Source organism: Mesorhizobium sp. WSM4833 (assembly GCF_055811095.1).
The window spans coordinates 111,005-132,079 of record NZ_JBVVQG010000006.1 but is presented as its reverse complement, the minus strand read 5'-3'; the positions used below and the strand labels follow the sequence as shown (position 1 = coordinate 132,079).

The window sequence follows — 21,075 nt, the reverse complement described above, 5'->3', positions numbered from 1 at the left end:
GCCGGCCGCCAGCCTGCATTTCATTGCGAAAGTTCCTGCATGTCCTCTCATCACGATCACCAGAAAGGTCTTTTGATAACCGCCATCGGCGGGCTCACGCTGACTGTCGACATACCGTTGATCCGCCTCGCCGACGGTGGCGCATGGACGATCATGCTGCTGCGCACCGGCACAACTTTCGTCGCGGCCATGGTCATCTGGTCGGTCTGGCGGGCACTCAGCCGAAACGCCCCGCCGCTGATCCCCGGCTGGTCCGGCCTGATCGTGGCGATGTGCTACGGGCTGACCGGGATCACCTTCGTCACCGCCGTCTACCACACCTCGACCGCCGACCTGGTGTTCATCCTGGCCTTCAACACCGTCTTTGCGGGCTTGCTGTCGTGGATATTCTTGCGGGAAAGGCCACGGCTGGTGACCATCGCGGCGATGGCGATCATGATCCTCGGCGTGCTGGTCATCGTCGGCGGCTCGGTCGGCACCGGCAAGCTGTTCGGCGATTTCATGGCGCTGTGCTCGGCCTTCTTCATCGCGGTGGCCATCACCATCTCGCGCGCCAGCGGCAAGGACATGGGATTCACCTCGCTCGTCGGCGTCCTTCTGCCGCTCGCGCTGGCGGTCTTCATGGTGTCAGGCGAAGGCTTTCATGTGAACGCGCCATGGTGGATCGTCTTCAACGGCGCCATCATCATGCCGATCTCGTTCTTCTGCCTTGCCGCCGGGCCGAAATACATTTCAGGACCGGAAGTGGCGATGTTCTACCTGCTCGAAACCGTGCTGGCGCCGGTCTGGGTGTGGATGATCTTTGCCGAGGCACCGACCCGCAACAGCCTGATCGGCGGCGCAATCCTGATCGTCACGCTCGTCGCACACTCGCTCTGGCAGCTGCATGAAGGGCGCAAGCGCCGGATCGACTTCGCGGTGCATCACCCGGTCTAGCGACAATTCGGCTTACGGCGCAAAGCCGGTCGTTATCAGGCGCTGGCTTTCTTCGCCGCATTGGATTCCGGCAAGACCTCGATCTGCGGACCGGCCTCGATTTCGGCCGCCGAATCGGCGGCCGTCTCGTCGGCCAACTCCACCTCGCGCAGCCATTCGCGCCAGATCGCGACCAGCAGCGCCATCAGCACCGGGCCGATGAACAGGCCGAGAAACCCCATGGTCTTGACGCCGCCGATGAGGCCGAAAAAGGTCGGCAGGAAAGGCAGCTTGATCGGTCCGCCGACGAGCTTCGGACGCAGTGTCTTGTCGACGATGAACAGCTCGACCGCACCCCAGAGGAACAGTGCCAGCCCGGCCATCGGCGAGCCGCTGGCGGCGAGGTAGATCGAGACCAGCGTGAAGGACAGCGGTGCGCCGCCGGGGATCAGCGCCATGACGCCGGTCAGGGCGCCAAGCGTGACCGGCGACGGCACGCCGGCCAGCCAGTAGGCGATGCCCAGCACCAGCCCTTCGCCGATGGCGATAACGGTCATGCCGGTCACGGTCGAGGAGATCGTCGCCGGCACGACGCGCGAAATCCGCTCCCATCTGGTCGGCAGGATGCGCTCGCCGAGACGGTCGACCTGGCCGGCAAAGTGCTCGCCGTCGCGATAGGCGAAGAACAGCGCGATCATCATGAACAGCAGCGTCAACAACAGGCCGAAAGCACTGCCGCCTGCGGCCAGCACGCCGCGATAGATGCTGCCGATGTTGGCGCCGCTGACCAGCTGGATCAATTCACCAATGCCGCCGGGATGGCCGAAATTGGTCGTCCACTGCTCGTTCAGCCACTCGCCCACGACAGGCATGGTGGCGATCCAGTGTGGCGTCACCGCGCCGTGACGGTTGGTCTCGATCGCCCAGGCGACCCATTCGCGGACTTCGTTGATCGCATAGGTGCCGGCGAGCGCGATCGGGATCACCAGGAAGGCGAGGATGAACAGGATGGCGAAGGTCGCGGCGATGGTGCGGTTGCCGCCGACCGCGACAAGCAGGCGGCGGTAGAGCGGCCAGCTGGCGAAAGCGATGACGAGCGCCGCCAGCACCGGAAACAGGAAGCCGTGGAAGAAATAGACGCCGGCGGCAACGATCAGCACCAGCAGCCAGCGTGCCGCCGACAGCGGCGGGATGACGGCTGCCCTGAGCGGCGTCGACAGGCCGAAGAGGCGCTGCTGCCGTTCCGGTTTCTGGATTCTTGCTTCCTTCAAACGCCTGGCTCTCCCAAACACCCCTCCTGTCTATGCACTGATATAGTGCAGCAATCGTGACGATAGTCCAAATGAGATGGTGAAGCTGCCAATCTCCCCCCTCGTGGGGGAGGCCCGGCAGGACAGAGGGGGCGTGAAGGATCGCGGCCTTGGATTTGGACCGTGAGCCGCAAACCAATCGAGTATCTGTGAACTCGACCGTCGGCGGGACAGCGCCCCCCTCTCCCTGCCGGGCATCTCCCCCACGAGGGGGGATCGGCAGCTTCACTCGCTACCCAAATTTCCCCGTCCTCGGGAATCCCTTCGGCACCATGCGTCCGGCCGAGGCACGGGCGCCGATCCATTCAGCCAGTTCCTCGCGCGACCTTGTGAAGGTGCGGTCGGCTGAATCCTGCCAGGAGAGGCCGCTCTCCAGGGTGAACGGCTTGAGATCGAGAAGGCCGCCATCCTTGTATTTCTGCAGGCGCACGCCCTTGCCGCGGCCCATCTCCGGAATCTCTGCGAGCGCGAACACCAGCATTTTGCGATTCTCGCCGACGATGGCGAGATGGTCGCCGGTGACCGGGATGCAGCGCTTGGCTTCGTCCGGCGCCTTGACGTTCATCACCTGCTTGCCCTTGCGGGTGTTGGCAACGACTTCCTCCTCCGGCACGATAAAACCGTTGGCGTCGTGCGAGGCCAGCAGCAGCTTGCGCTTCGGATCGTGAACGAAGGCGGTGACGATGTCCTGGTCATTGTCCATATCGACGATGATGCGGATCGGCTCGCCATGGCCGCGCCCGCCAGGCAGCCGGTCGGCGCCGATGGTGTAGAACTTGCCCCCGGTGGTGAAGACCAGCACCTTGTCAGTGGTCTGCGCATGGAAGGCGAGCTTGAGGCTGTCGCCCTCTTTGAAGGTCAGCGTCGAGAGATCGGCCAGATGCCCCTTCATCGCCCGCAGCCAGCCCTTTTCCGAGACGACGACGGTGACCGGCTCGCGCTCGATCATGGCATGGGCGATGTCGGTCAGATCATGCTCGGGCGCGTCGGCGAACTGGGTGCGGCGCTTGCCGAGCTCGGTCTCCGGACCGAACTTGTCGCGGATGTTGGTGACTTCCCACTTGATCGTCGCCCACTGCTTCTCGTTTGAAGCAAGCAGTGCCTCGATCTGCTTTTTCTCCGCGCTCAGGCCGTCGAATTCCTTGCGGATTTCGAATTCTTCAAGCTTGCGCAGAGCGCGCAGCCGCATGTTGAGGATGGCTTCGGCCTGGGTGTCGGTGAGCGACCAGCGGGCCATCATGACCTGCTTTGGCTCATCCTCCTCGCGGATGATCCTGATCACCTCGTCGATGTTGAGGTAGGCGATCAGGTAGCCGGCAAGTATCTCCAACCGTCTTTCAATTTCGCCGAGGCGATGTTTCGAGCGGCGGACCAAAACCTCGCGGCGGTGCTCGAGCCACTCCTGCAGCACGCCCTTCAGCGACAGCACGTTGGGCACCTTGCCGCGCGACAGCACATTCATGTTGAGCGGGAAGCGGCTTTCGAGCTCGGTCAGCTTGAACAGCGATTCCATCAGGATGCCGGGGTCGACCGAACGGCTCTTCGGCACCAGCACGACGCGGACGTCCTCCGCGCTTTCGTCCCTGATGTCCTCGAGCAGCGGCAGCTTGCGCGCCATCAGCAGCTCGGCGATCTTCTCGATCAGCCGCGCCTTCTGCACGCCGTACGGGATTTCGGTGACAACGATGCTCCAGGTGCCCCTGCCCTGGTCCTCCTGGAACCACTTCGAGCGCACGCGAAAGCCACCGCGACCGGTTTCGTAGGCTTCGAGGATCGAGGCGCGGCTGTCGACGATGATGCCGCCGGTCGGGAAATCCGGCCCCTGGACAAAGTCCATCAGCTTCGCCACCGGCGCGTCCCGGTTTTCGATCAGGTGAAGTGCGGCATCGCAAAGCTCGGCGGCGTTGTGGGGCGGGATCGATGTCGCCATGCCCACCGCGATGCCGGACGAGCCGTTGGCCAGCAGGTTCGGAAAGGCGCCGGGCAAAACCACCGGCTCCTCGTCTTCTTCATTGTAGGTCGGCCGATAGTCGACGGCATCCTCGGTGATGCCGGACAGCAATTCGGTCGCCACGTCGGTCATGCGCGCTTCGGTGTAGCGCATGGCGGCGGCGTTATCGCCGTCGATATTGCCGAAATTGCCCTGCCCGTCGACCAGCGGATAGCGCATCGAGAAATCCTGCGCCAACCGCACCAGCGCGTCATAGATCGACTGGTCGCCATGCGGGTGGAACTTGCCCATCACCTCGCCGACGATGCGGGCGCATTTGGCAAAGCCCTGATCGGGGTTGAGCCGCAGCAGGCGCATGGCGTGCATGATGCGGCGATGGACCGGCTTCAGTCCGTCGCGCACGTCGGGCAGCGCCCGGTGCATGATGGTCGACAGCGCATAGGCCAGATAGCGCTCTTCCAGCGCCTTCTTCAGATCGACCGGCTCGATGTGATCGCCACCGCCATTTTCAGGCGGCAAAAGCCTTTTTCCCATGGGCTCGGACTAGCCGAGCGGGTGATTCGCGGCAAGAGCCCGACGGAGATACCGGCCTTTCTGCAACATGAAACCATACCCCAGCGGATGTCGGCCAACATCAGCCTGTTACATGCGGGCTCTATCGCCAAGCGCGACGATATCCGGCTATCGGCTCTTCATGACAAATTCACCGGTTTGCGCAAAGACGGTGGGATCGGGTTTGCCTTTCACCGCGATTTTTGACCAATGTGCCGGGACACGCCTTTTTCCGGTCCAGTTCGTCACGGAATGGTGATGGCGCAAATAATTGAAAAAACAATTTCAGGACACTCTCAGGGACCTTGCGATGACAATCAAACGCTCAATTCTCAAGAAACTGGCTTTTTCGACCTTCTTGCTCACGCTGCCGCTGAATGCGGCCCTCGCACAGGATACGGCAGTGGCCGACCGGCTGAAGGCAGCGCTTGTCGCACAAGGTGTCGACATCACCTGGACCGGGGTGACCGGCGACAACACCAGCATGGTGCTGCAGGGCGTTGCCATCAAACCGGCGGCGGAGAAGGAAGCGCTTCCCATCGGCGACGTCAAACTCGAAGGCGTGACCGAGGCAAATGGCGGCTATGACATCGCCACCGTATCAACGGCTGCCTTCACACACAGCAAGGACGGCGTCACCCTCGACCTCAGCCCCTTCGTCATCCACGACATGACAGTTCCGGCCGACGGCGCCACCGGCCCGCTGGGCTCGCTGATGATGTACAAGTCCGCCGAACTCTCGAACATGACCGTCAAGGTCGCCGACAAGACCGCCTTCTCGATGGACGGGCTTGCCATCGAAATCACGCCGCCGGCGGACGGCAAGGCGATGGAATTCACCGCAACCACCGAAAAATTCAATGCCGACCTGACGCTGGTGGACGATCCCAAGTCCAAGGAAGTCATCAACGCGCTCGGCTACCAGAACATCGCGGGCAATCTCGAAATGGCCGGCACCTGGCAGCCCACGGACGGCAAGATGGAACTGTCGAAATACGACATCTCGGTCGAGAATGCCGGCACGCTCGGCATGACCTTCAATCTCGGCGGCTACACGCTGGACTTCATCAAGTCGCTGCAGGAAATGCAGAAGAAGATGGCGGCACAGCCGGAAGGCGCCGACAATTCGGCGCAAGGCATGGCCATGCTCGGCCTGTTGCAGCAGCTTTCGTTCAACAGCGCCTCGATCCGCTTCGACGACGATTCGCTGACCAACAAGGTTCTGGACTATGTCGGCAAGCAGCAAGGCATGTCCGGCAAGGACATCGCCAACCAAGCCAAGGCGATCGTGCCGTTCGGCATGGCGCAGCTCAACAATCCGGAACTGACTGCGCAGGTTACGGCCGCGGTCAGCAAATTCCTCGACGATCCGAAGAGCCTCGAAATCTCGGCCGAGCCGCCGGCATCCGTGCCGTTCGCGCTGATCATGGCGGGCGCCATGTCCAACCCGCTCGATCTGCCCAAGACGCTCGGTGTCACCGTCAAGGCCAACGAAGACTGATCGAAGCGATCTCGGTATGCGAAAAGCCCGGCAGCGATGCCGGGCTTTTCATTGGGATTAGCGAATCGAAAGAATCGGTTCGGGCGGTTCTTTAAAGCATCGCCCAAAGCGCGCGATCAGGCGTCCTTCCTGGGCACGGCAACGCGCAGCGCCAGGTCGCGAAGCTGCTGCGGGCTCGCTTCCGACGGTGCGTTCATCAACAGATCATAGGCCTGCTGGTTCATCGGGAACATGGTGATCTCACGCAGATTCTTGGCGCCGAGCAGCAGCATGACGACGCGGTCGACACCGGCGGCCATGCCGCCATGCGGTGGTGCGCCATACTGGAAGGCACGATAGAGGCCGCCGAAGCGCTCCTCGACCGTGGCGCGGTCCAGCCCTACCGTCTCGAACGCCTTGACCATGGTTTCGGGCAGATGGTTGCGGATACCGCCTGAGGCGATCTCGAAACCGTTGCAGACCATGTCGTACTGGAACGCCTTGATGCCGAGCAGGTCCTCGCCATTCAGCGCATCGATGCCACCTTGCGGCATCGAGAACGGGTTGTGGGCGAAGTCGATCTTCTTCTCTTCCTCGTTCCACTCGAAGAACGGGAAGTCGACGATCCAGCACAGCTCGAAACGCTCGCGGTCGACAAGGTTCAGCTCCTCGCCGGCACGGGTGCGCGCAGCCCCCGCGAAGGAGACGAACTTCTTCGGGTCGCCGGCAACGAAGAAGGCCGCGTCGCCATCGGCAAGGCCGAGCTGAAGGCGGATCGCCTCGGTGCGCTCCTCGCCGATGTTCTTGGCGAGCGGACCGGCGCCTTCGAGCTTGTCGCCCTCCTTGCGCCAGAAGATATAGCCCAGCCCCGGCTGGCCCTCGCCCTGCGCCCAGGAATTCATGCGGTCGCAGAAGGCGCGGCTGCCGCCGGTCTTGGCGGGAATGCCCCACACTTCGGCCTTCGGGTCATTGGCCAGGATATTGGCGAACACCTTGAAGCCGGAATCGCGAAAATGATCGGAGACGGCCTGCATCTCGATCGGGTTGCGCAGGTCCGGCTTGTCGGAGCCGTATTTGCGCATGGCCACATCATAGGGAATGCGCTGGAAGTTCTGCGTCACCGGTTTGCCGTTGGCGAAGGTCTCGAAGACCCCGCGCATGACAGGTTCCATGGTCGACAGCACGTCGTCCTGCTCGACGAAGCTCATTTCGAGGTCGAGCTGGTAGAATTCGCCGGGCAGGCGATCGGCACGCGGGTCCTCGTCGCGGAAGCAGGGCGCGATCTGGAAGTAACGGTCGAAGCCCGACACCATGATCAGCTGCTTGTACTGCTGCGGCGCCTGCGGCAGCGCGTAGAAGGTGCCGGGATGGATGCGCGACGGCACCAGGAAGTCGCGCGCGCCTTCCGGCGACGAGGCGGTGAGGATCGGCGTCGAGAATTCGGTGAAGCCGACCTCGCCCATGCGCTTGCGCATTTCCGCGATGATTTTGGTACGCGCAATGATGTTCTTGTGCAGCGTCTCGCGGCGCAGGTCGAGGAAGCGGTACTTCAGCCTTATATCCTCGGGATAGTCGGGCTCGCCGAACACCGGCAGCGGCAGTTCCTTGGCCGCCGACAGCACCTCGATCTCGCGGGCGAAGATCTCGATCTCGCCGGTCGGCAGATTGGCATTGGTCGTCTCGGGCAAGCGCGCCTTGACCTCGCCGTCGACACGGATGACCCACTCGCCACGCACGGTCTCGGCGACCTTGAAGGCCGGCGAATCCGGATCGGCGACGATCTGGGTCAGGCCGTAATTGTCGCGCAGGTCGATGAAGAGCAGGCCGCCATGATCGCGCACGCGATGCACCCAGCCGGACAGACGAACGGTCGAGCCAACGTCGCTCTTCCTCAACTGGGCACAGGTATGGCTGCGGTAACGGTGCATTGTCATTGATAAAGTCCGGGGTGCTGGGTTGCAGGCCAAGCATCAAGCCCGGCCTCAAAATTTGCGCGAAAAGCGCATGGGAGGCCGGATTTGTCAAGGCAAGCGGCTTCGACAGGACATCCGTTGTAAACTTGGGCGGCACAATGGATAGCGATATCCTCTACCGCTACGTTTACGGCAAATGAGATCAGGATATGCAAAACCAGAAGCTCTTTCTGACACCTCAAGAGCGCAGCCGCATCGTCAACCTGCTTGACGCGGCTCGCATAGACGATTGGGCGCGGTTCAAAGCCCTCTCCGACGGTGACTTTCCGAACGACGAATCGATGCGGGAGCAGTTCGACGGATCGCGGCTCATAATCGACTACGATCGTATCGACCCGGAACAGCAATTCGCTGTTGGCGTAGATCCCGACGGTTTCCGGCTCATCACCGGTCAGTTGCCTCCGCGCGACGATCAACGGCAACAGGTGATCATGACGATCTATAGCAAGAACCTAAACGACGGCCCGTTCATAAGCGTTTGGACCTTCCACGAAGAGTTGGACATATCCTCGCTGTAGTTTGCCGGGAATTGCCGCTGGTATTGGTCAAGGCGATGGTTCAAGAAGAGATCACCGACACGTGATTGCTTCATGTCCTCCATCCGCCCGATGATCCCGCTTCTTCTCGCCGCAGGCATACTGCTCGGCGGCAATGGGCTGCAGAGCACGCTGATCGCGCTGCGCGGCGCGCAGGAAGGGTTTTCCGCTTCCGACATCGGCCTGATGGGCACCTTCTACTTCGCCGGCTTCCTGCTCGGCTGCCTGGCCATCACCCGCATCATGAAGGCGGTCGGCCATATCAGGGCATTTTCGGCGCTGGCGGCAATCGCCTCAGTCGGCACCTTGCTCCTGGTGCTGGTCATCGATCCGGTGATGTGGTGCGCGGTGCGTCTTGCCGGCGGCTTCTGCTTCGCCGGGCTGTTCACCATCGTCGAAAGCTGGCTGAATTCCGGCGTCAGCAATCACGACCGGGCACGCGTGCTGGCGATCTACCGGATGGTCGACATCGGTTCGGTGACATCAGCCCAGTTCCTGATCCCGATCTTCGGCGCCGGCGGTTTCGCCATCTTCGCCATCATGTCGATGATGATCACGCTGTCGCTGGTGCCGGTGTCGCTCGGCGACCGCTCCAACCCGACGCCGCCGGAGGAGGTCAAGCTCGACCTGGCGCGCGTCTGGCGGATTTCGCCGCTGGGCTGCTTCGGCTGCATCGCCGTCGGCGTCACCAACAGCGCCTTTCGCACCTTGTCGCCTGTCTATGCCGAGCAGATCGGCATGTCGGTCGCCGATGTCGTCACCTTCGTCAGCGTCGGCATTTTCGGCGGCGCCATCATCCAGTATCCGCTGGGTTACCTTTCCGACCGCTGGGACCGGCGCCGGGTGCTGTTGATCACAACCTGCTGCGCGATGCTTTCGGCACTGGCGCTGGTGTTCATTGCCGGCAGCAATCCGGCGCTCAACTTCATCTTCATCTTCATCTTCGGCTGTTTCGCCATGCCGCTCTATTCGCTGTCGGCGGCGCATTCCAACGACCGCGCCGACACGGGCGAGTTCGTGCTGATCAACGCGGCGCTGATGCTGTTCTATTCCTTCGGCGCGATTGGTGGCCCGTTCGCCGCCTCGACGGCGATGCAATATTTCGGACCGGGCGCCCTGTTTGTATTCAGCGCGGTGGTCTATGCGATCTTCATCGCCGTCATCCTCTACCGCATGCAGGCCCGGTCCGGGGTGCCGGCGGGCAGGCGCGGCCGCTTCATTGCGCTCCTGCGCACTTCGACGGTTTTCGCGCGGCTGGCCAGGAGAAACGGCGATTCCGACGGTCCGGGAACCTCATGATGGCGGTGCCAAAGCTTGACGAAAGCCCCGGCGGCTGAAATCTAGGAAGACCTTACTCCTGCCAAAAGCGATTTGATGCACGTCATCACCACCCAGAAAGAACTCGAGACCGTTCTCGCCGCTTTCGAAAAGTCGGATTTCGTCACTGTCGACACCGAATTCATTCGAGAAACGACGTTTTGGCCGATCCTGTGCCTGATCCAGATGGCCGCCCCTGGCGTAACGGCACTGATCGATCCGCTGGCTCCCGATATCGACCTGAAGCCGTTCTTCAGGCTGATGGCCAACGAAGCTGTGGTCAAAGTCTTCCACGCCGCGCGGCAGGACATCGAAATCATCGTCCATCTCGGCGATCTGGTTCCGCATCCAGTGTTCGACACGCAAGTGGCGGCAATGGTCTGCGGCTTCGGCGACAGCGTATCCTACGACCAGCTCGTGCAGCGCATCACCGGGGCGCGGCTCGACAAGTCGTCGCGCTTCACCGACTGGCGCCACCGGCCGCTTTCCGACAAGCAGCTCGACTATGCGCTGGCCGACGTCACCCATCTGATCGAGGTCTATCAGCACCTCAGCGCCGAACTGGAGCGGGAAAACCGCGCCCATTGGCTTAACGAGGAAATGGAGGTCCTTACCTCCCGCGAAACCTATGATCCGCATCCCGAGGACGCCTGGAAGCGGCTGAAGATGCGGCTGCGCAAGCCGCAGGAACTGGCGATCGTGCAGGGCGTTGCGGCGTGGCGCGAGCGCGAGGCGCGCGAACGCGACGTGCCGCGCGGCCGCGTGCTCAAGGACGACGCGATCTACGAGGTGGCGCAGCAGGCGCCGCGCGACGCGGCAGCCCTGGGCAAGCTGCGCACGACGCCGAAGGGCTGGGAACGCTCCTCGACGGCGACGGCGCTGCTTGGCGCGGTCAACACCGCCCTTGCCTTGCCCAAGGAGCAGATGCCGAAACTGCCAAAGAGTTTCCAGCCGCCCGAGGGCTCGAGCGCCGCGGCGGAACTGTTGAAGGTGCTGCTGCGGATCGTCGCCGAAAAGGAAGGCGTCGCGTCCAAGGTGCTGGCCTCCAGCGACGACATCGACCGTATCGCCGCCGAGGGCGAGGAAGCCGACGTGCCGGCCCTGCAGGGCTGGCGGCGCGCGGTGTTCGGCGAGGCCGCGCTCAAGCTGGTACGCGGCGAGATCGGCATCAAGTTCGACAAGCGCAAGATTGCGGTGTTCGACCTGTAGAGGAGCGTTCTTTCCTTCTCCCGCAAGCAAATGGAGAAGGCAGAACTGTCTGCTCAAATCACGCCGAGCAGGTGCAGCGCGAACCAGATCCATCCCAGCAGGAGAATCACCGCACTGACGAAGAATGACCGGCTGCGCAGCAGCAGATTGTTGCTGGTCAGGTGAACCCAGGCGTGGAAATAGCGCGATGCGACGAAAATCCACATCAGCGCCAGGGTCAAATAGTTGACGCCGTTGGTCAGGTGCAGCGCCAGGCACAGCACATAGAACAGCACCGGCAGCTCGAACTGGTTGGTGAGATTGGCGGAAACGGTAACGCTGGAGGCCGGCTCGGTCGAACGCACCTTGAAATGACCGGGCTTCGCCTCGCCTGACCTGATTGCGCCGTATCTGCGGCGACCCAGGACGCAGTAGACAATGTAGATCAGCAGCACGTGCGCCAGAACAGGCCAGAAGATCGTGGTCTGGTTCACGAAGTTTCCCCTACCCGGCTGAGCTTTGCGCGCGGCATCAGGCCAGGCGTTTCTGGCCTGCCAGCCAGAAGGCGGCAATGACGATCACCGGGATGGCGAAAAGCGCGAATTTGGTGACGGTGAGCGCCGAAGCCAAAGACAGCGAGTCCGGATTCGCCGACAGGAAATCGGACAGAAGCCGCGCTACCGCGATGTTCTGGGCGTAGTCGGCAAGCGTGTAGGGCAGCACCAGGACCAGCGCGAAGATCGACTGCAGCTGCACCGGCTGCACGCGGAAAGCCTTCAATCGCCGGCCGGTGGCCAGGATCAGGCTGACCAGCGTCACTGACAGCAGCGCCGGGAACAACAGATCGAAGGTCAGATAGTGCCAGACGAGAATGATCTCGCCGCCGCGCCGGCCGAGTGCCGTCAGCCAGGCCATGCCTTCGTCCGGAGTGAAACCGAAAATACGCATGTCGAGTGATGGCAAGCCGCCGCTCAACTGGCGGAAGTAGAGGAATTCCATACCCGTCATGGCGATGAAAACGACCGCCGACAGGAAACAGAGTGCGCCTGCGTGGCGCGGCAGCCGCAGGATCGTTGCCGTCAGGCTCCGCCCGAGCCCGTACTGGTCAGGCTCCGCCGGGATAGTTCGGGCTTTCGCGGGTAATCGTGACGTCATGGGCGTGGCTTTCACGAAGTCCGGCATTGGATATGCGCACAAAGGTGGCGCGCTCGCGGAAATCGGCAAGATCGCAGCCACCAACATAACCCATAGCGGCTTTCAAGCCGCCCGCAAGCTGGTGCAGCACGCCAGACACAGGTCCTTTGTAGGGAACCTGCCCTTCGATGCCTTCCGGGACCAGTTTCAGCGTGTCGCGCACCTCGGCCTGGAAGTAGCGATCGGCGGAGCCGCGGGCCATGGCGCCGACCGAGCCCATGCCGCGATAGGCCTTGAAGGAGCGGCCCTGGTGCAGATAGACCTCGCCCGGGCTTTCGTCGGTTCCGGCCAGCAGCGAGCCGATCATGGCCGCACTGGCGCCTGCGGCGAGCGCCTTGGCCAGATCGCCGGAATATTTGATGCCGCCATCGGCGATCACCGAGACGCCGGATTTGTGCGCCGTCTCGACCGCCGACATGATGGCTGAGAGCTGCGGCACGCCGACGCCGGCAACGATGCGGGTGGTGCAGATGGAACCCGGGCCGATGCCGACCTTGACGGCGTCGGCGCCGGCGTCGATCAGCGCCTGCGTGCCCGCGGCGGTGGCGACATTGCCAGCCAGGATGCGGACGGAGTTGGATAGTTTTTTCGCCCGCGTGACGGCGTCGAGCACGCGCTGCGAGTGGCCATGCGCGGTGTCGATCACCAGAAGGTCGACGCCGGCATCGATGAGGCGTTCGGCGCGCTCGAAACCGTCATCGCCGACGCTGGTGGCGGCGGCGGCGCGCAGGCGGCCCTGTGCGTCCTTGGTGGCGTGCGGATTGAGCTGCGACTTCTCGATATCCTTGACGGTGATCAGTCCGACGCAATTGCCCTGCCTGTCGACGACCACCAGCTTTTCGATCCTGTGCTGGTGCAGGAGGCGCTTGGCCTCGTCCTGGTCGACGTTCTCCTTGACCGTGATCAGGTTGTCACGGGTCATCAGTTCATGGACCTTCTGCGCCGGATCGGACGCAAAGCGCACGTCGCGATTGGTCAGGATGCCGATCAGCCGGCCGATCTTGTGGCCGCCGCTGCCGCCGTTCTCGACCACCGGAATGCCCGAGATCGAATAGCTGCGCATCAGGCCCAGCGCGTCGGCGAGCGTCGCGTCGGGGCCGATGGTGACGGGATTGACCACCATGCCGGATTCGAATTTCTTGACCTGCCGCACCTGCTCGGCCTGTTCGGCCGGCGAGAAATTGCGGTGGATGACGCCAATGCCGCCGGCCTGGGCCATGGCTATGGCAAGCCGCGCCTCGGTGACGGTGTCCATCGCCGCCGACAGGATCGGCACATTCAGGTCGATGTCGCCGGCGATGCGGGTGCGGACATCGGTTTCGCCGGGCATGACCTCGGAATGACCCGGCTGCAGCAGCACGTCGTCAAAGGTCAGCGCCAATGCGCCGGTGGACGTTTCGATGATTTTTGCCATGGCCAGTCCCTTGAACATAAAAACGGTGGGGGAATACAAAAAAGCGCTGGACCGGAATGGACAGCGCCGACTCGTTTCTTCCCTTTCAGGATTGGCGCTGGCTGGTACCACGTCCAAGCACCGATGAAAAGCGGATGATTTCACGCTCCCGGAAAGGTGACTTTCCGGCGAAGGGATGCCACCTGTGGTTGCCGGTCGCACAAAAGTGACAGCAAATTAATGCGACATCCCGGCGAAGGCATGGTAACCGCCCGCCTCAGGGCCGACATGCAACCGGCAACGCAACATTCAAGTCTGGACGCGTTCCTTGAACCGCACCATCCCGCTTATATTGGCGGTCGCCCTTTTCATGGAAAACATGGATTCGACTGTTATCGCGACATCGCTGCCGGCGATCGCCGTCGACATCCACACCAGCCCGATCGCGCTCAAGCTGGCCCTGACCGCCTATCTCGTCTCGCTGGCGATCTTCATTCCGATCAGCGGCTGGATGGCCGACCGTTTCGGCGCCAAGAATATCTTTCGCGCCGCGATCGCCGTCTTCATCGTCGGCTCGATCGCCTGCGCGCTCTCCGGTTCGCTGCCGGCCGTTGTGGTCTCGCGCTTCCTGCAAGGCATTGGCGGCGCCATGATGACACCGGTCGGGCGGCTGGTGCTGGTGCGCGCGACACCAAAAAGCGAACTCGTCGCGGCGATGTCCTGGGTAACCGTTCCGGCGTTGGTCGGACCGTTGGTCGGGCCGCCGGTCGGCGGCTTCATCACCACCTACTTCACCTGGCACTGGATCTTCCTGATCAATGTGCCGATCGGCCTGATCGGCATCTGGCTGGCGACGCGTTTCCTGCCGGAGACCGAATCGATGGAGACGCCGCCGCTCGATTTCCTCGGCTTCGTGCTAAGCGGGCTGGCGGCATCCGGCGTGGTTTTCGGCCTGTCGGTGGTGAGCCTGCCCTATTTGCCGCCGGCCACCGGCCTTATCACCGTAGCGGTCGGCCTGCTGTCGGGCGCGCTCTATCTGCTGCACGCGCGGCGCGCCAAAAATCCCTTGCTGGCGCTCGAATTGTTCCGCAACCAGGTGTTCCGCTCCTCGGTGCTTGGCGGCGGACTGTTCCGCATCGGCATTGGTGCCGTGCCGTTCCTGCTGCCGCTGATGTTCCAGATCGGTTTTGGGCTGACGCCGTTCCAGTCCGGCATGATCACCTTCGTCTCGGCGATCGGCGCCATCGGGATGAAGTTTGTCACCGCGCTGATCTTCCGCGTCGCCGGCTTCCGCCGCGTCCTGGTTGTCGGTTCTCTGGTCGCCGCCGCCTCGATCGCCATCAACGGCCTGTTCACACCCGACACACCCTATCTCTTGATGCTGGCCATGCTGCTCGTCGGCGGCTTCATCCGCTCGATGTTCTTCACCGGCGTCAATGCGCTCGCCTATGCCGAGGTTTCGGCTGAAGACACCAGCAAGGCGACACCGATCACGGCGGTGTTCCAGCAGTTGTCGGTCGCGCTCGGCGTGGCGCTGGCCGGCGGAATCCTGGAAGTGTCCACAAGCCTGCACGACCGGTCACTGACGCTGGCGGATTTCCACACCGCGTTTTTCGTCGTCGCGGCGATTTCGGCCGCCGCGTCGCTGTCGTTCATGCGGCTGGCGCCCGATGCCGGCAACGCCATCTCCGGCCACGGCCGCCTGACCACACCCAAGACGCTGGAAACGAGCACGGCGGGGAAGTAGTTCCCTCTTGCCTTCTCCCCTGTGGGAGAAGGTGGATCGGCGCGAAAGCGCCGAGACCGATGAGGGGTGTTCCAGCGGAGTGAAACGTTGGCGCTCCCTGGAGCTCATCCGTCGCCTTCGGCGACACCTTCTCCCAGGGGAGAAGGAAGATCTCGCCCTTTGAAATCCTTGGCCAGCAAATAAAGCTCGACCGATTCATCCCGCGACGCCGGCGGCTTGACGTGATGGACCGAGCGGAAATTCTTCTTGAGCATGGAGAGCAGTTCGTTTTCGGCGCCGCCCTGGAAAGTCTTGGCGAGGAAATGCCCGCCCGGTTTCAGGACGGAGAGCGCGAAATCGGCCGCCACCTCGCACAGATGCATGGTGCGGATATGGTCGGTCCGCTTGTGGCCGGTGGTCGGTGCCGCCATGTCGGACAACACGATATCGGGATCCCCACCCAGCGCCTCGGCCAGCTTCTGCGGCGCCTGCGGATCGAGGAAATCCATCAGCAGCACCGGTGCGCCGGGCACGGCGTCCATTTCGAGATAATCGATGCCGATGACATGCGGCTTGTCGGCCGTCGATTTCGTCCGCGCGGCGGCGACCTGGCACCAGCCGCCGGGGGCGGCACCGAGATCGATCACCTTCATGCCGGGTTTCAACAGATGATGCTTGTCGTCGATCTCGATCAGCTTATAGGCCGCGCGTGAGCGATAGCCGTCGGCCTTGGAGCGCTGGACATAGGGATCGTTGATGTGGCGCTGCAGCCAGCGGCGCGACGATTCCTTCAGCCCGCTCTTCTTCTTGATCCGCGTCTTCAGCACGCGAATGCTGGCGGATCCTGGTTTTTCCGGTTTCTTGGTCATTGCCTGATTTCTGGTCCGGGTTTTCTCGCTCGTCGAGTTGTGTTCATTTTTCGACGTCTGCGCGTTTCGTGAACGGCTTCCCCCACTCCGTCTCGGCTTCGCCGAGCCACCTCTCCCCCCTCCGGAGGGAGAGGAAGGGAGCCAGCCTGCATAAGTTCACGCCTTTCCTCTCCCCCGTCGATCGGGGGAGAGGTGTCGAGCGAAGCTCGACGGAGTGGGGGTCGACTGTTCACGCTCTGCCACGCCCATCGTTGCGCCAGACGCCATCATCGGCCATCAGTTCGCTCAAAATACCTTCCCGCAGGCCACGATCGGCGACGCGCAGCCGCTCGGACGGCCATACGGCGCGGATCGCTTCGAGGATAGCACAGCCGGCCAGTACCAGATCGGCGCGATCGGCACCGATGCAAGGGTTGGCGCAGCGCTGCTGGAAATCCCAGCCAACCAGTCTTTCGACCATGCGATCGACGCTGTCGCGGTCCATCCACAGCCCGTCGACACGGCGGCGATCGTAGCGCTCGAGTTCAAGGTGGACACCGGCCAGCGTCGTCACCGTTCCGGACGTGCCCAGCAGATGGAAATTCGGGCTGGCCTTGAGATGGCTCAGCCGATCGCGACCGTCGAAGCTGGCCAGCCGGCCGGCAACGTCATCGACCATGGCGGCGAAGATCTCGCGCGTCACCGTGCGGCCGCCAAAGCGCTCGGCCAGCGAGACGACGCCGACCGGCAGCGACGTCCACGACACGATATGATTGGCCAACCTCGGCGAACGGCGGCCGGCGAGATCGATGAGCGCGATTTCCGACGAACCGCCGCCAATATCGAACAGCACGACGCCTTGGGTGTCGCGCTCGACCAGCGAGCCGCAGCCGGACACCGCCAGCCGCGCCTCGGTCTGGCGGTCGATGATCTCGAGCTTCAGGCCGGCCTCGCGTTCGACGCGGTCGATGAATTCGACGCCGTTTTCGGCCGTGCGGCAGGCCTCGGTGGCGATCAGCCGGGCTTTTCTGATCTTGCGGTTGCGCAATTTGTCGCCGCAGATTTTCAGCGCCTCGACCGCGCGGTCCATCGCCGGCTGGCCGAGCCGGCCATTGGCGGTGAGCCCCTCGCCCAGCCGGACGATGCGCGAAAAGGCGTCGATGACGCGGAACTGGCCATGCCGCGTCGGCACGGCGACCAACAGCCGGCAATTGTTGGTGCCGAGGTCAAGCGCCGCAAACACCGGAAGCTCATGGACCGGCGGCCGACGGGCGCCTTGTTCCGGCCGCGGCACAAGAGCGGCGGGCGAGATCACCGCTTCCGCCGGTCTGTGGGCCTCCGCCGCCGGGGCACCGGTTTTGCCTGGCGCCGGCGATCGATTCTCCGCGGGACGCGCTTCCTCGCGCGCAAAAACCTTGCGCCCGCGCCTTCGCTTGCGCCGCTTCTTGGGCTTGCCTTTGTGGGGTGCGTCGCCCGCCTGCCCGTCTGCGGAGCGGAGCTCCGTCGGGCGGCGTTGCTGCCAGCTTGCGTTCCCCGGGTCAGCCGACCGCTGGGAAGCGCTGGACACGCCCACCTCCGGCGCGCCGGCGCCGGTATCGTGGTCTTCCACTGTCGTTCCTTCCGGCGCCGCGCGAACCTATGATGGACGCAGCAGGCGCTTCAGTGTTTTAAGTTGTCGCCAGACTAACAGCGCCGTGCCCGATCACCAAGAGCCGCATGCCGAATTTTACCGGCAGGCCGCTGACCGCCGTTCCGGTGCGACCGTGAGATGAATCCGTACGCCGCAGTTGCCGGCGCAACGCCTGCCGGCATCTCTTCGGTCGCCCCACGGACAAATCTTGCCGGCCGCCGCTGCGACAAGGGTTCGCGGTTGAATAGCCGGCTTCGATGAGGCATTTCTGAAATGAGCGGAAGAATCCGGCAAAGCCGGCCTCCCACCAGCCACGAAAAAAGGAAGCGGACCCCGCAACGCATGGCAGTCAGGCAATGAACTGGAGACGCTATTTCTGGCCGGTCGTCGGTATCGCGGCGGTGATCTTCTCGCTGCTGCTGCTCTGGCACGAACTGCGCGGCGTTTCGCTCGACGATGTATGGGACGGTATCACGGCCATTCCGACCCGCGGCTGGATCCTTGCCGCGCTGAGTTCGATCATCGCCTATGCCTCGCTCGCCGGCTACGATCACATCGCGCTTCTGCATATCGGCAAGCGCGTGTCGTGGCTGTTCGTCACGCTGTGCTCCTTCACCACCTATGCGCTGTCGCACAACATTGGCGGTTCGGTGTTCTCGGGCGCCGTCATCCGCTACCGCGCCTACGGTACCAGGGGCCTGACCGGACAGGATGTCGGCGTGCTGGTGGCGGTCTGCTGGATCACCTTCGTGCTGTCGACGATTTTGGCCTCGGGCCTCGTTCTGGTGTTCGAGCCTGAGATACTCGACCGATTTTCCGGCATCGCCCATCATGGCCTGTCCGAAGCGGCCGGTATCGCGATGCTGCTGCTCGTCGCCGCCTATGTCTTCGGCAGCTGGCTGCATCTGCGCCCGCTGAAGATCGCCAGCTTTCAGCTGCATTATCCGGCGCTGCCGATCGTCGCCCGGCAGTTGCTGATCGGCCCGATCGAACTGCTGGCCGCCGCCGCGATCATCTTCTTCGCCCTGCCCGCGGCCCACAATCCCGGCTACTTCGTCATACTGGGCGTCTTCCTCGTCTCCTTCTCGATCGCGCAGATCTCGCATGCGCCGGGCGGACTCGGCGTGTTCGAGGTGGTGTTCCTCGCCGGCCTGTCGGACATGGATCCGGTCGGCGTGCTGGCGGCGCTGCTGGTGTTCCGGCTGTTCTACCTGATCGTCCCGCTGATTCTGGGCCTGGGCGTGGTGTTGTTCTTCGAACGCTCGCAGTTCAGCCGGACGGAGCCTTGAAGGCTGGAATTGGACTAGGCGCCGCGCGCCGGCATCTGAAGTGTGGCGTCCTGTCGAAACGTGCCATTGAAGCACAGAGCAGGCTTGACTATTTTCCGCTGGCGGCTACAAGGCAGCGCTCACAGCGGCTTGCCCGCTCGGCCCGCACGGTTTTCACGTTTGTCGTGATATTCAAGATCGTGCCTGCTGGGGAATAGGTTAACGGTAGACCCACGGACTCTGACTCCGTTAGTCCTGGTTCGAATCCAGGTTCCCCAGCCACTCCTCTTCTCTCGATCAAAACAATCACCAACGCTCATCATCGTGAAATGCTCCCTGGCGACCACCTGACGGGATTCCAGCTATGGTGGGTTGCGGCGGGGTGACATTTATAGGATCGTCAAAGGATCGAAATTATCGAAGGAAGAACGGAATGCGCGCTTTGGTCTTCATCGGATTTCTGATGTTCGTTACTTTCTTGGTTGGCTGCACGACAGACAAGGGGAATGCCAGTCAAACCCAGACTGCGGAAGACAAGGCGCAGTGTACCGGCTTTGGTTTTAAACAAGGCACGGATGCTTTTGCCAATTGCATGATGAAGCTTTCGTCGCAGCGACAAGGCCAACAGCCCCAAGATCACGATGCACTCCTTCGCCGGTATAAGTCCTTAAGTATGGCTCGGCGCGGTGATGATCGGTATCCTGTATGCAGCGCCTCCGACATGGACAATGAACTCGATACTTCGGCAAATAAATGGATTGGCCCCAATTGCCAGATGGCACCAGATTAAGCGAGTGGAGTGCTGTACCAGCGACCCGTCGAACGCGCCAAGCGTGAAATTCAAGACACCGCCGCAACACCAGTCGATCCGACGAGCCGGCATATTTATTCCGGCGTTCGCCGCATCGCGCGCCGTGTCGTCACTTACCCTGCCTTCCTGTAGGCCGCCTCGGCTGCGTGATTTCCTTCGATGAAGCCGAGGCCGATTCCGGTCGCGCTCCACTCCCGGCACCCGGCCTCTGCTACATCGAGGAGCATGGAGCAAACGCGTAATGGTCAGTGACAGCCGATTCATTCTCGAACGCATCAGCCAAGGCTGCGTGACGCTCTCCGACGACGAATTCGTCATCGACAGGCTGGTCAAGTATTTCGGCAATGGCAGGATCCGCTGGCACGTCGAATTCCGCGGGCATCGCATCGAGCTGACGACAGGCCAGCTTAAGAAGCAGCCGACCTTCCGCAGGAAAATGCTCGAACAGACAGGGGTGCTGCCGCCCCAGCGTGCCGGGACCAACTACAGGCGATGGGCAGTCGATCTGAGGAAGAATGCCGTCGAGCTTCCTTGGCGGGATAGGCCGGTGGATAGCGGCTTCGCCATCGACAGGCTCGCCAGCCACGGCGACGGGCGCTGGACGGTCGAATATCAGGGCAAGACCATCAAATTCACGACGACGAAACTCCGCAGGCAGGTGAGTTTCCGCAAACGCATGCTGGCCAAGGCCAAGGTGCTGCCGCCCGAGTTGACCCCGGCTGCTTATCGGAAGTGGATGGACTGGCTCATTCAAAACGCCACCGAGGCTGCTCCGCAGGCCGGCGATGCCTTGGTGACGGAGAAAAGCTGGCTTGACGACCTGCCTGAGCTAGCCGGCTGGCAAAACGAAACGGTGCCCGAAGAGACCGGCTAAGGGCGGCGATAGTCTCCAATGCAAGCAGCGATGGCACTCGTTGCGTTTGCCATGCCTGCCAGTTTCGGCACACATTGATGGCGAAGGAGTCTGACCAGAGCTGGCTCGC

At 62.8% G+C, this 21,075-nt stretch carries 18 protein-coding genes and 1 tRNA gene; 11 read left to right on the top strand and 8 right to left on the bottom strand.

Annotated features, from left to right (window positions below; all coding sequences use genetic code 11):
• Positions 1–39: 39 nt before the first annotated feature.
• Positions 40–936, top strand: coding sequence for a DMT family transporter (locus AC0L2D_RS13630; protein WP_473541331.1), 897 nt, complete (start codon positions 40–42; stop codon positions 934–936).
• A 35-nt stretch (positions 937–971) separates the two neighbouring features.
• Here AC0L2D_RS13630 and AC0L2D_RS13625 read toward each other — a convergent pair whose 3' ends face one another.
• Entirely contained in the window at positions 972–2,186 is a 1,215-nt protein-coding gene (locus AC0L2D_RS13625; protein WP_027162439.1) for an AI-2E family transporter, read from the bottom strand.
• A gap of 271 nt (positions 2,187–2,457) precedes the next feature.
• Positions 2,458–4,710: a DNA topoisomerase IV subunit A gene (parC, locus tag AC0L2D_RS13620; protein WP_024504699.1), complete on the bottom strand. Its 2,253-nt coding sequence runs from the start codon at positions 4,708–4,710 to the stop codon at positions 2,458–2,460.
• Between parC and AC0L2D_RS13615 the strand changes: the two genes are divergently transcribed.
• Positions 4,666–4,935, top strand: coding sequence for a hypothetical protein (locus tag AC0L2D_RS13615; protein ID WP_127423385.1), 270 nt, complete (start codon positions 4,666–4,668; stop codon positions 4,933–4,935). The genes parC and AC0L2D_RS13615 overlap by 45 nt on opposite strands.
• Positions 4,936–5,038: 103 nt before the next feature.
• Positions 5,039–6,229 carry a hypothetical protein gene (locus AC0L2D_RS13610; protein WP_064995458.1) on the top strand — a complete coding sequence of 397 codons (1,191 nt, stop codon included), beginning with the start codon at positions 5,039–5,041 and terminating at the stop codon, positions 6,227–6,229.
• A gap of 116 nt (positions 6,230–6,345) precedes the next feature.
• Here AC0L2D_RS13610 and aspS read toward each other — a convergent pair whose 3' ends face one another.
• Positions 6,346–8,136: an aspartate--tRNA ligase gene (aspS, locus tag AC0L2D_RS13605; RefSeq protein ID WP_164920061.1), complete on the bottom strand. Its 1,791-nt coding sequence runs from the start codon at positions 8,134–8,136 to the stop codon at positions 6,346–6,348.
• Positions 8,137–8,330: 194 nt separating this feature from the next.
• On the opposite strand from aspS, the gene AC0L2D_RS13600 reads away from it, so the two are divergent.
• The 3 genes from AC0L2D_RS13600 (at position 8,331) to rnd (ending at position 11,243) form a co-directional block, all read left to right on the top strand.
• A complete protein-coding gene (locus AC0L2D_RS13600) occupies positions 8,331–8,699 on the top strand; it encodes a hypothetical protein (RefSeq protein ID WP_024504702.1) in 369 nt (122 codons plus the stop codon).
• Positions 8,700–8,771: 72 nt separating this feature from the next.
• Positions 8,772–10,016, top strand: coding sequence for an MFS transporter (locus tag AC0L2D_RS13595; RefSeq protein WP_473541330.1), 1,245 nt, complete (start codon positions 8,772–8,774; stop codon positions 10,014–10,016).
• Between the two features lie 75 nt (positions 10,017–10,091).
• Positions 10,092–11,243 carry a ribonuclease D gene (gene rnd, locus AC0L2D_RS13590; protein WP_127369637.1) on the top strand — a complete coding sequence of 384 codons (1,152 nt, stop codon included), beginning with the start codon at positions 10,092–10,094 and terminating at the stop codon, positions 11,241–11,243.
• A 53-nt stretch (positions 11,244–11,296) separates the two neighbouring features.
• Here the strand turns inward: rnd and AC0L2D_RS13585 are convergent, their stop codons facing one another.
• From AC0L2D_RS13585 to guaB, 3 genes are read right to left on the bottom strand one after another with little or no spacing between them, the layout of a single operon-like run.
• Positions 11,297–11,716, bottom strand: coding sequence for an MAPEG family protein (locus tag AC0L2D_RS13585; protein WP_473541329.1), 420 nt, complete (start codon positions 11,714–11,716; stop codon positions 11,297–11,299).
• 37 nt (positions 11,717–11,753) lie between these two features.
• Positions 11,754–12,377 (bottom strand): hypothetical protein, encoded by a 624-nt coding sequence (locus AC0L2D_RS13580; protein ID WP_275954715.1) that lies wholly within the window; start codon positions 12,375–12,377, stop codon positions 11,754–11,756.
• Complete coding sequence (gene guaB / locus AC0L2D_RS13575) at positions 12,328–13,830, bottom strand: IMP dehydrogenase (protein ID WP_473541328.1); 1,503 nt, start codon at positions 13,828–13,830, stop codon at positions 12,328–12,330. The genes AC0L2D_RS13580 and guaB overlap by 50 nt, the downstream gene beginning before the upstream one ends.
• 307 nt (positions 13,831–14,137) lie before the next feature.
• On the opposite strand from guaB, the gene AC0L2D_RS13570 reads away from it, so the two are divergent.
• Entirely contained in the window at positions 14,138–15,556 is a 1,419-nt protein-coding gene (locus AC0L2D_RS13570; RefSeq protein WP_473541327.1) for a DHA2 family efflux MFS transporter permease subunit, read from the top strand.
• A gap of 104 nt (positions 15,557–15,660) precedes the next feature.
• On the opposite strand, the gene AC0L2D_RS13565 is transcribed toward AC0L2D_RS13570, so the two are convergent.
• Complete coding sequence (locus AC0L2D_RS13565; RefSeq protein WP_013532288.1) at positions 15,661–16,404, bottom strand: RlmE family RNA methyltransferase; 744 nt, start codon at positions 16,402–16,404, stop codon at positions 15,661–15,663.
• Positions 16,405–16,633: 229 nt separating this feature from the next.
• Entirely contained in the window at positions 16,634–17,992 is a 1,359-nt protein-coding gene (locus AC0L2D_RS13560) for a Ppx/GppA phosphatase family protein (protein WP_473541325.1), read from the bottom strand.
• Positions 17,993–18,369: 377 nt separating this feature from the next.
• On the opposite strand from AC0L2D_RS13560, the gene AC0L2D_RS13555 reads away from it, so the two are divergent.
• The 4 genes from AC0L2D_RS13555 (at position 18,370) to AC0L2D_RS13540 (ending at position 20,966) form a co-directional block, all read left to right on the top strand.
• Entirely contained in the window at positions 18,370–19,302 is a 933-nt protein-coding gene (locus AC0L2D_RS13555) for a lysylphosphatidylglycerol synthase domain-containing protein (protein ID WP_024505761.1), read from the top strand.
• A 187-nt stretch (positions 19,303–19,489) separates the two neighbouring features.
• Positions 19,490–19,563: transfer RNA gene (locus AC0L2D_RS13550), tRNA-Gln, on the top strand.
• 151 nt (positions 19,564–19,714) lie between these two features.
• Entirely contained in the window at positions 19,715–20,071 is a 357-nt protein-coding gene (locus AC0L2D_RS13545) for a hypothetical protein (RefSeq protein WP_024505762.1), read from the top strand.
• Positions 20,072–20,333: 262 nt separating this feature from the next.
• The gene (locus AC0L2D_RS13540; protein ID WP_473541323.1) at positions 20,334–20,966 is read left to right on the top strand and encodes a hypothetical protein; all 633 of its coding nucleotides are present in this window, start codon (positions 20,334–20,336) and stop codon (positions 20,964–20,966) included.
• Positions 20,967–21,075: the final 109 nt, after the last annotated feature.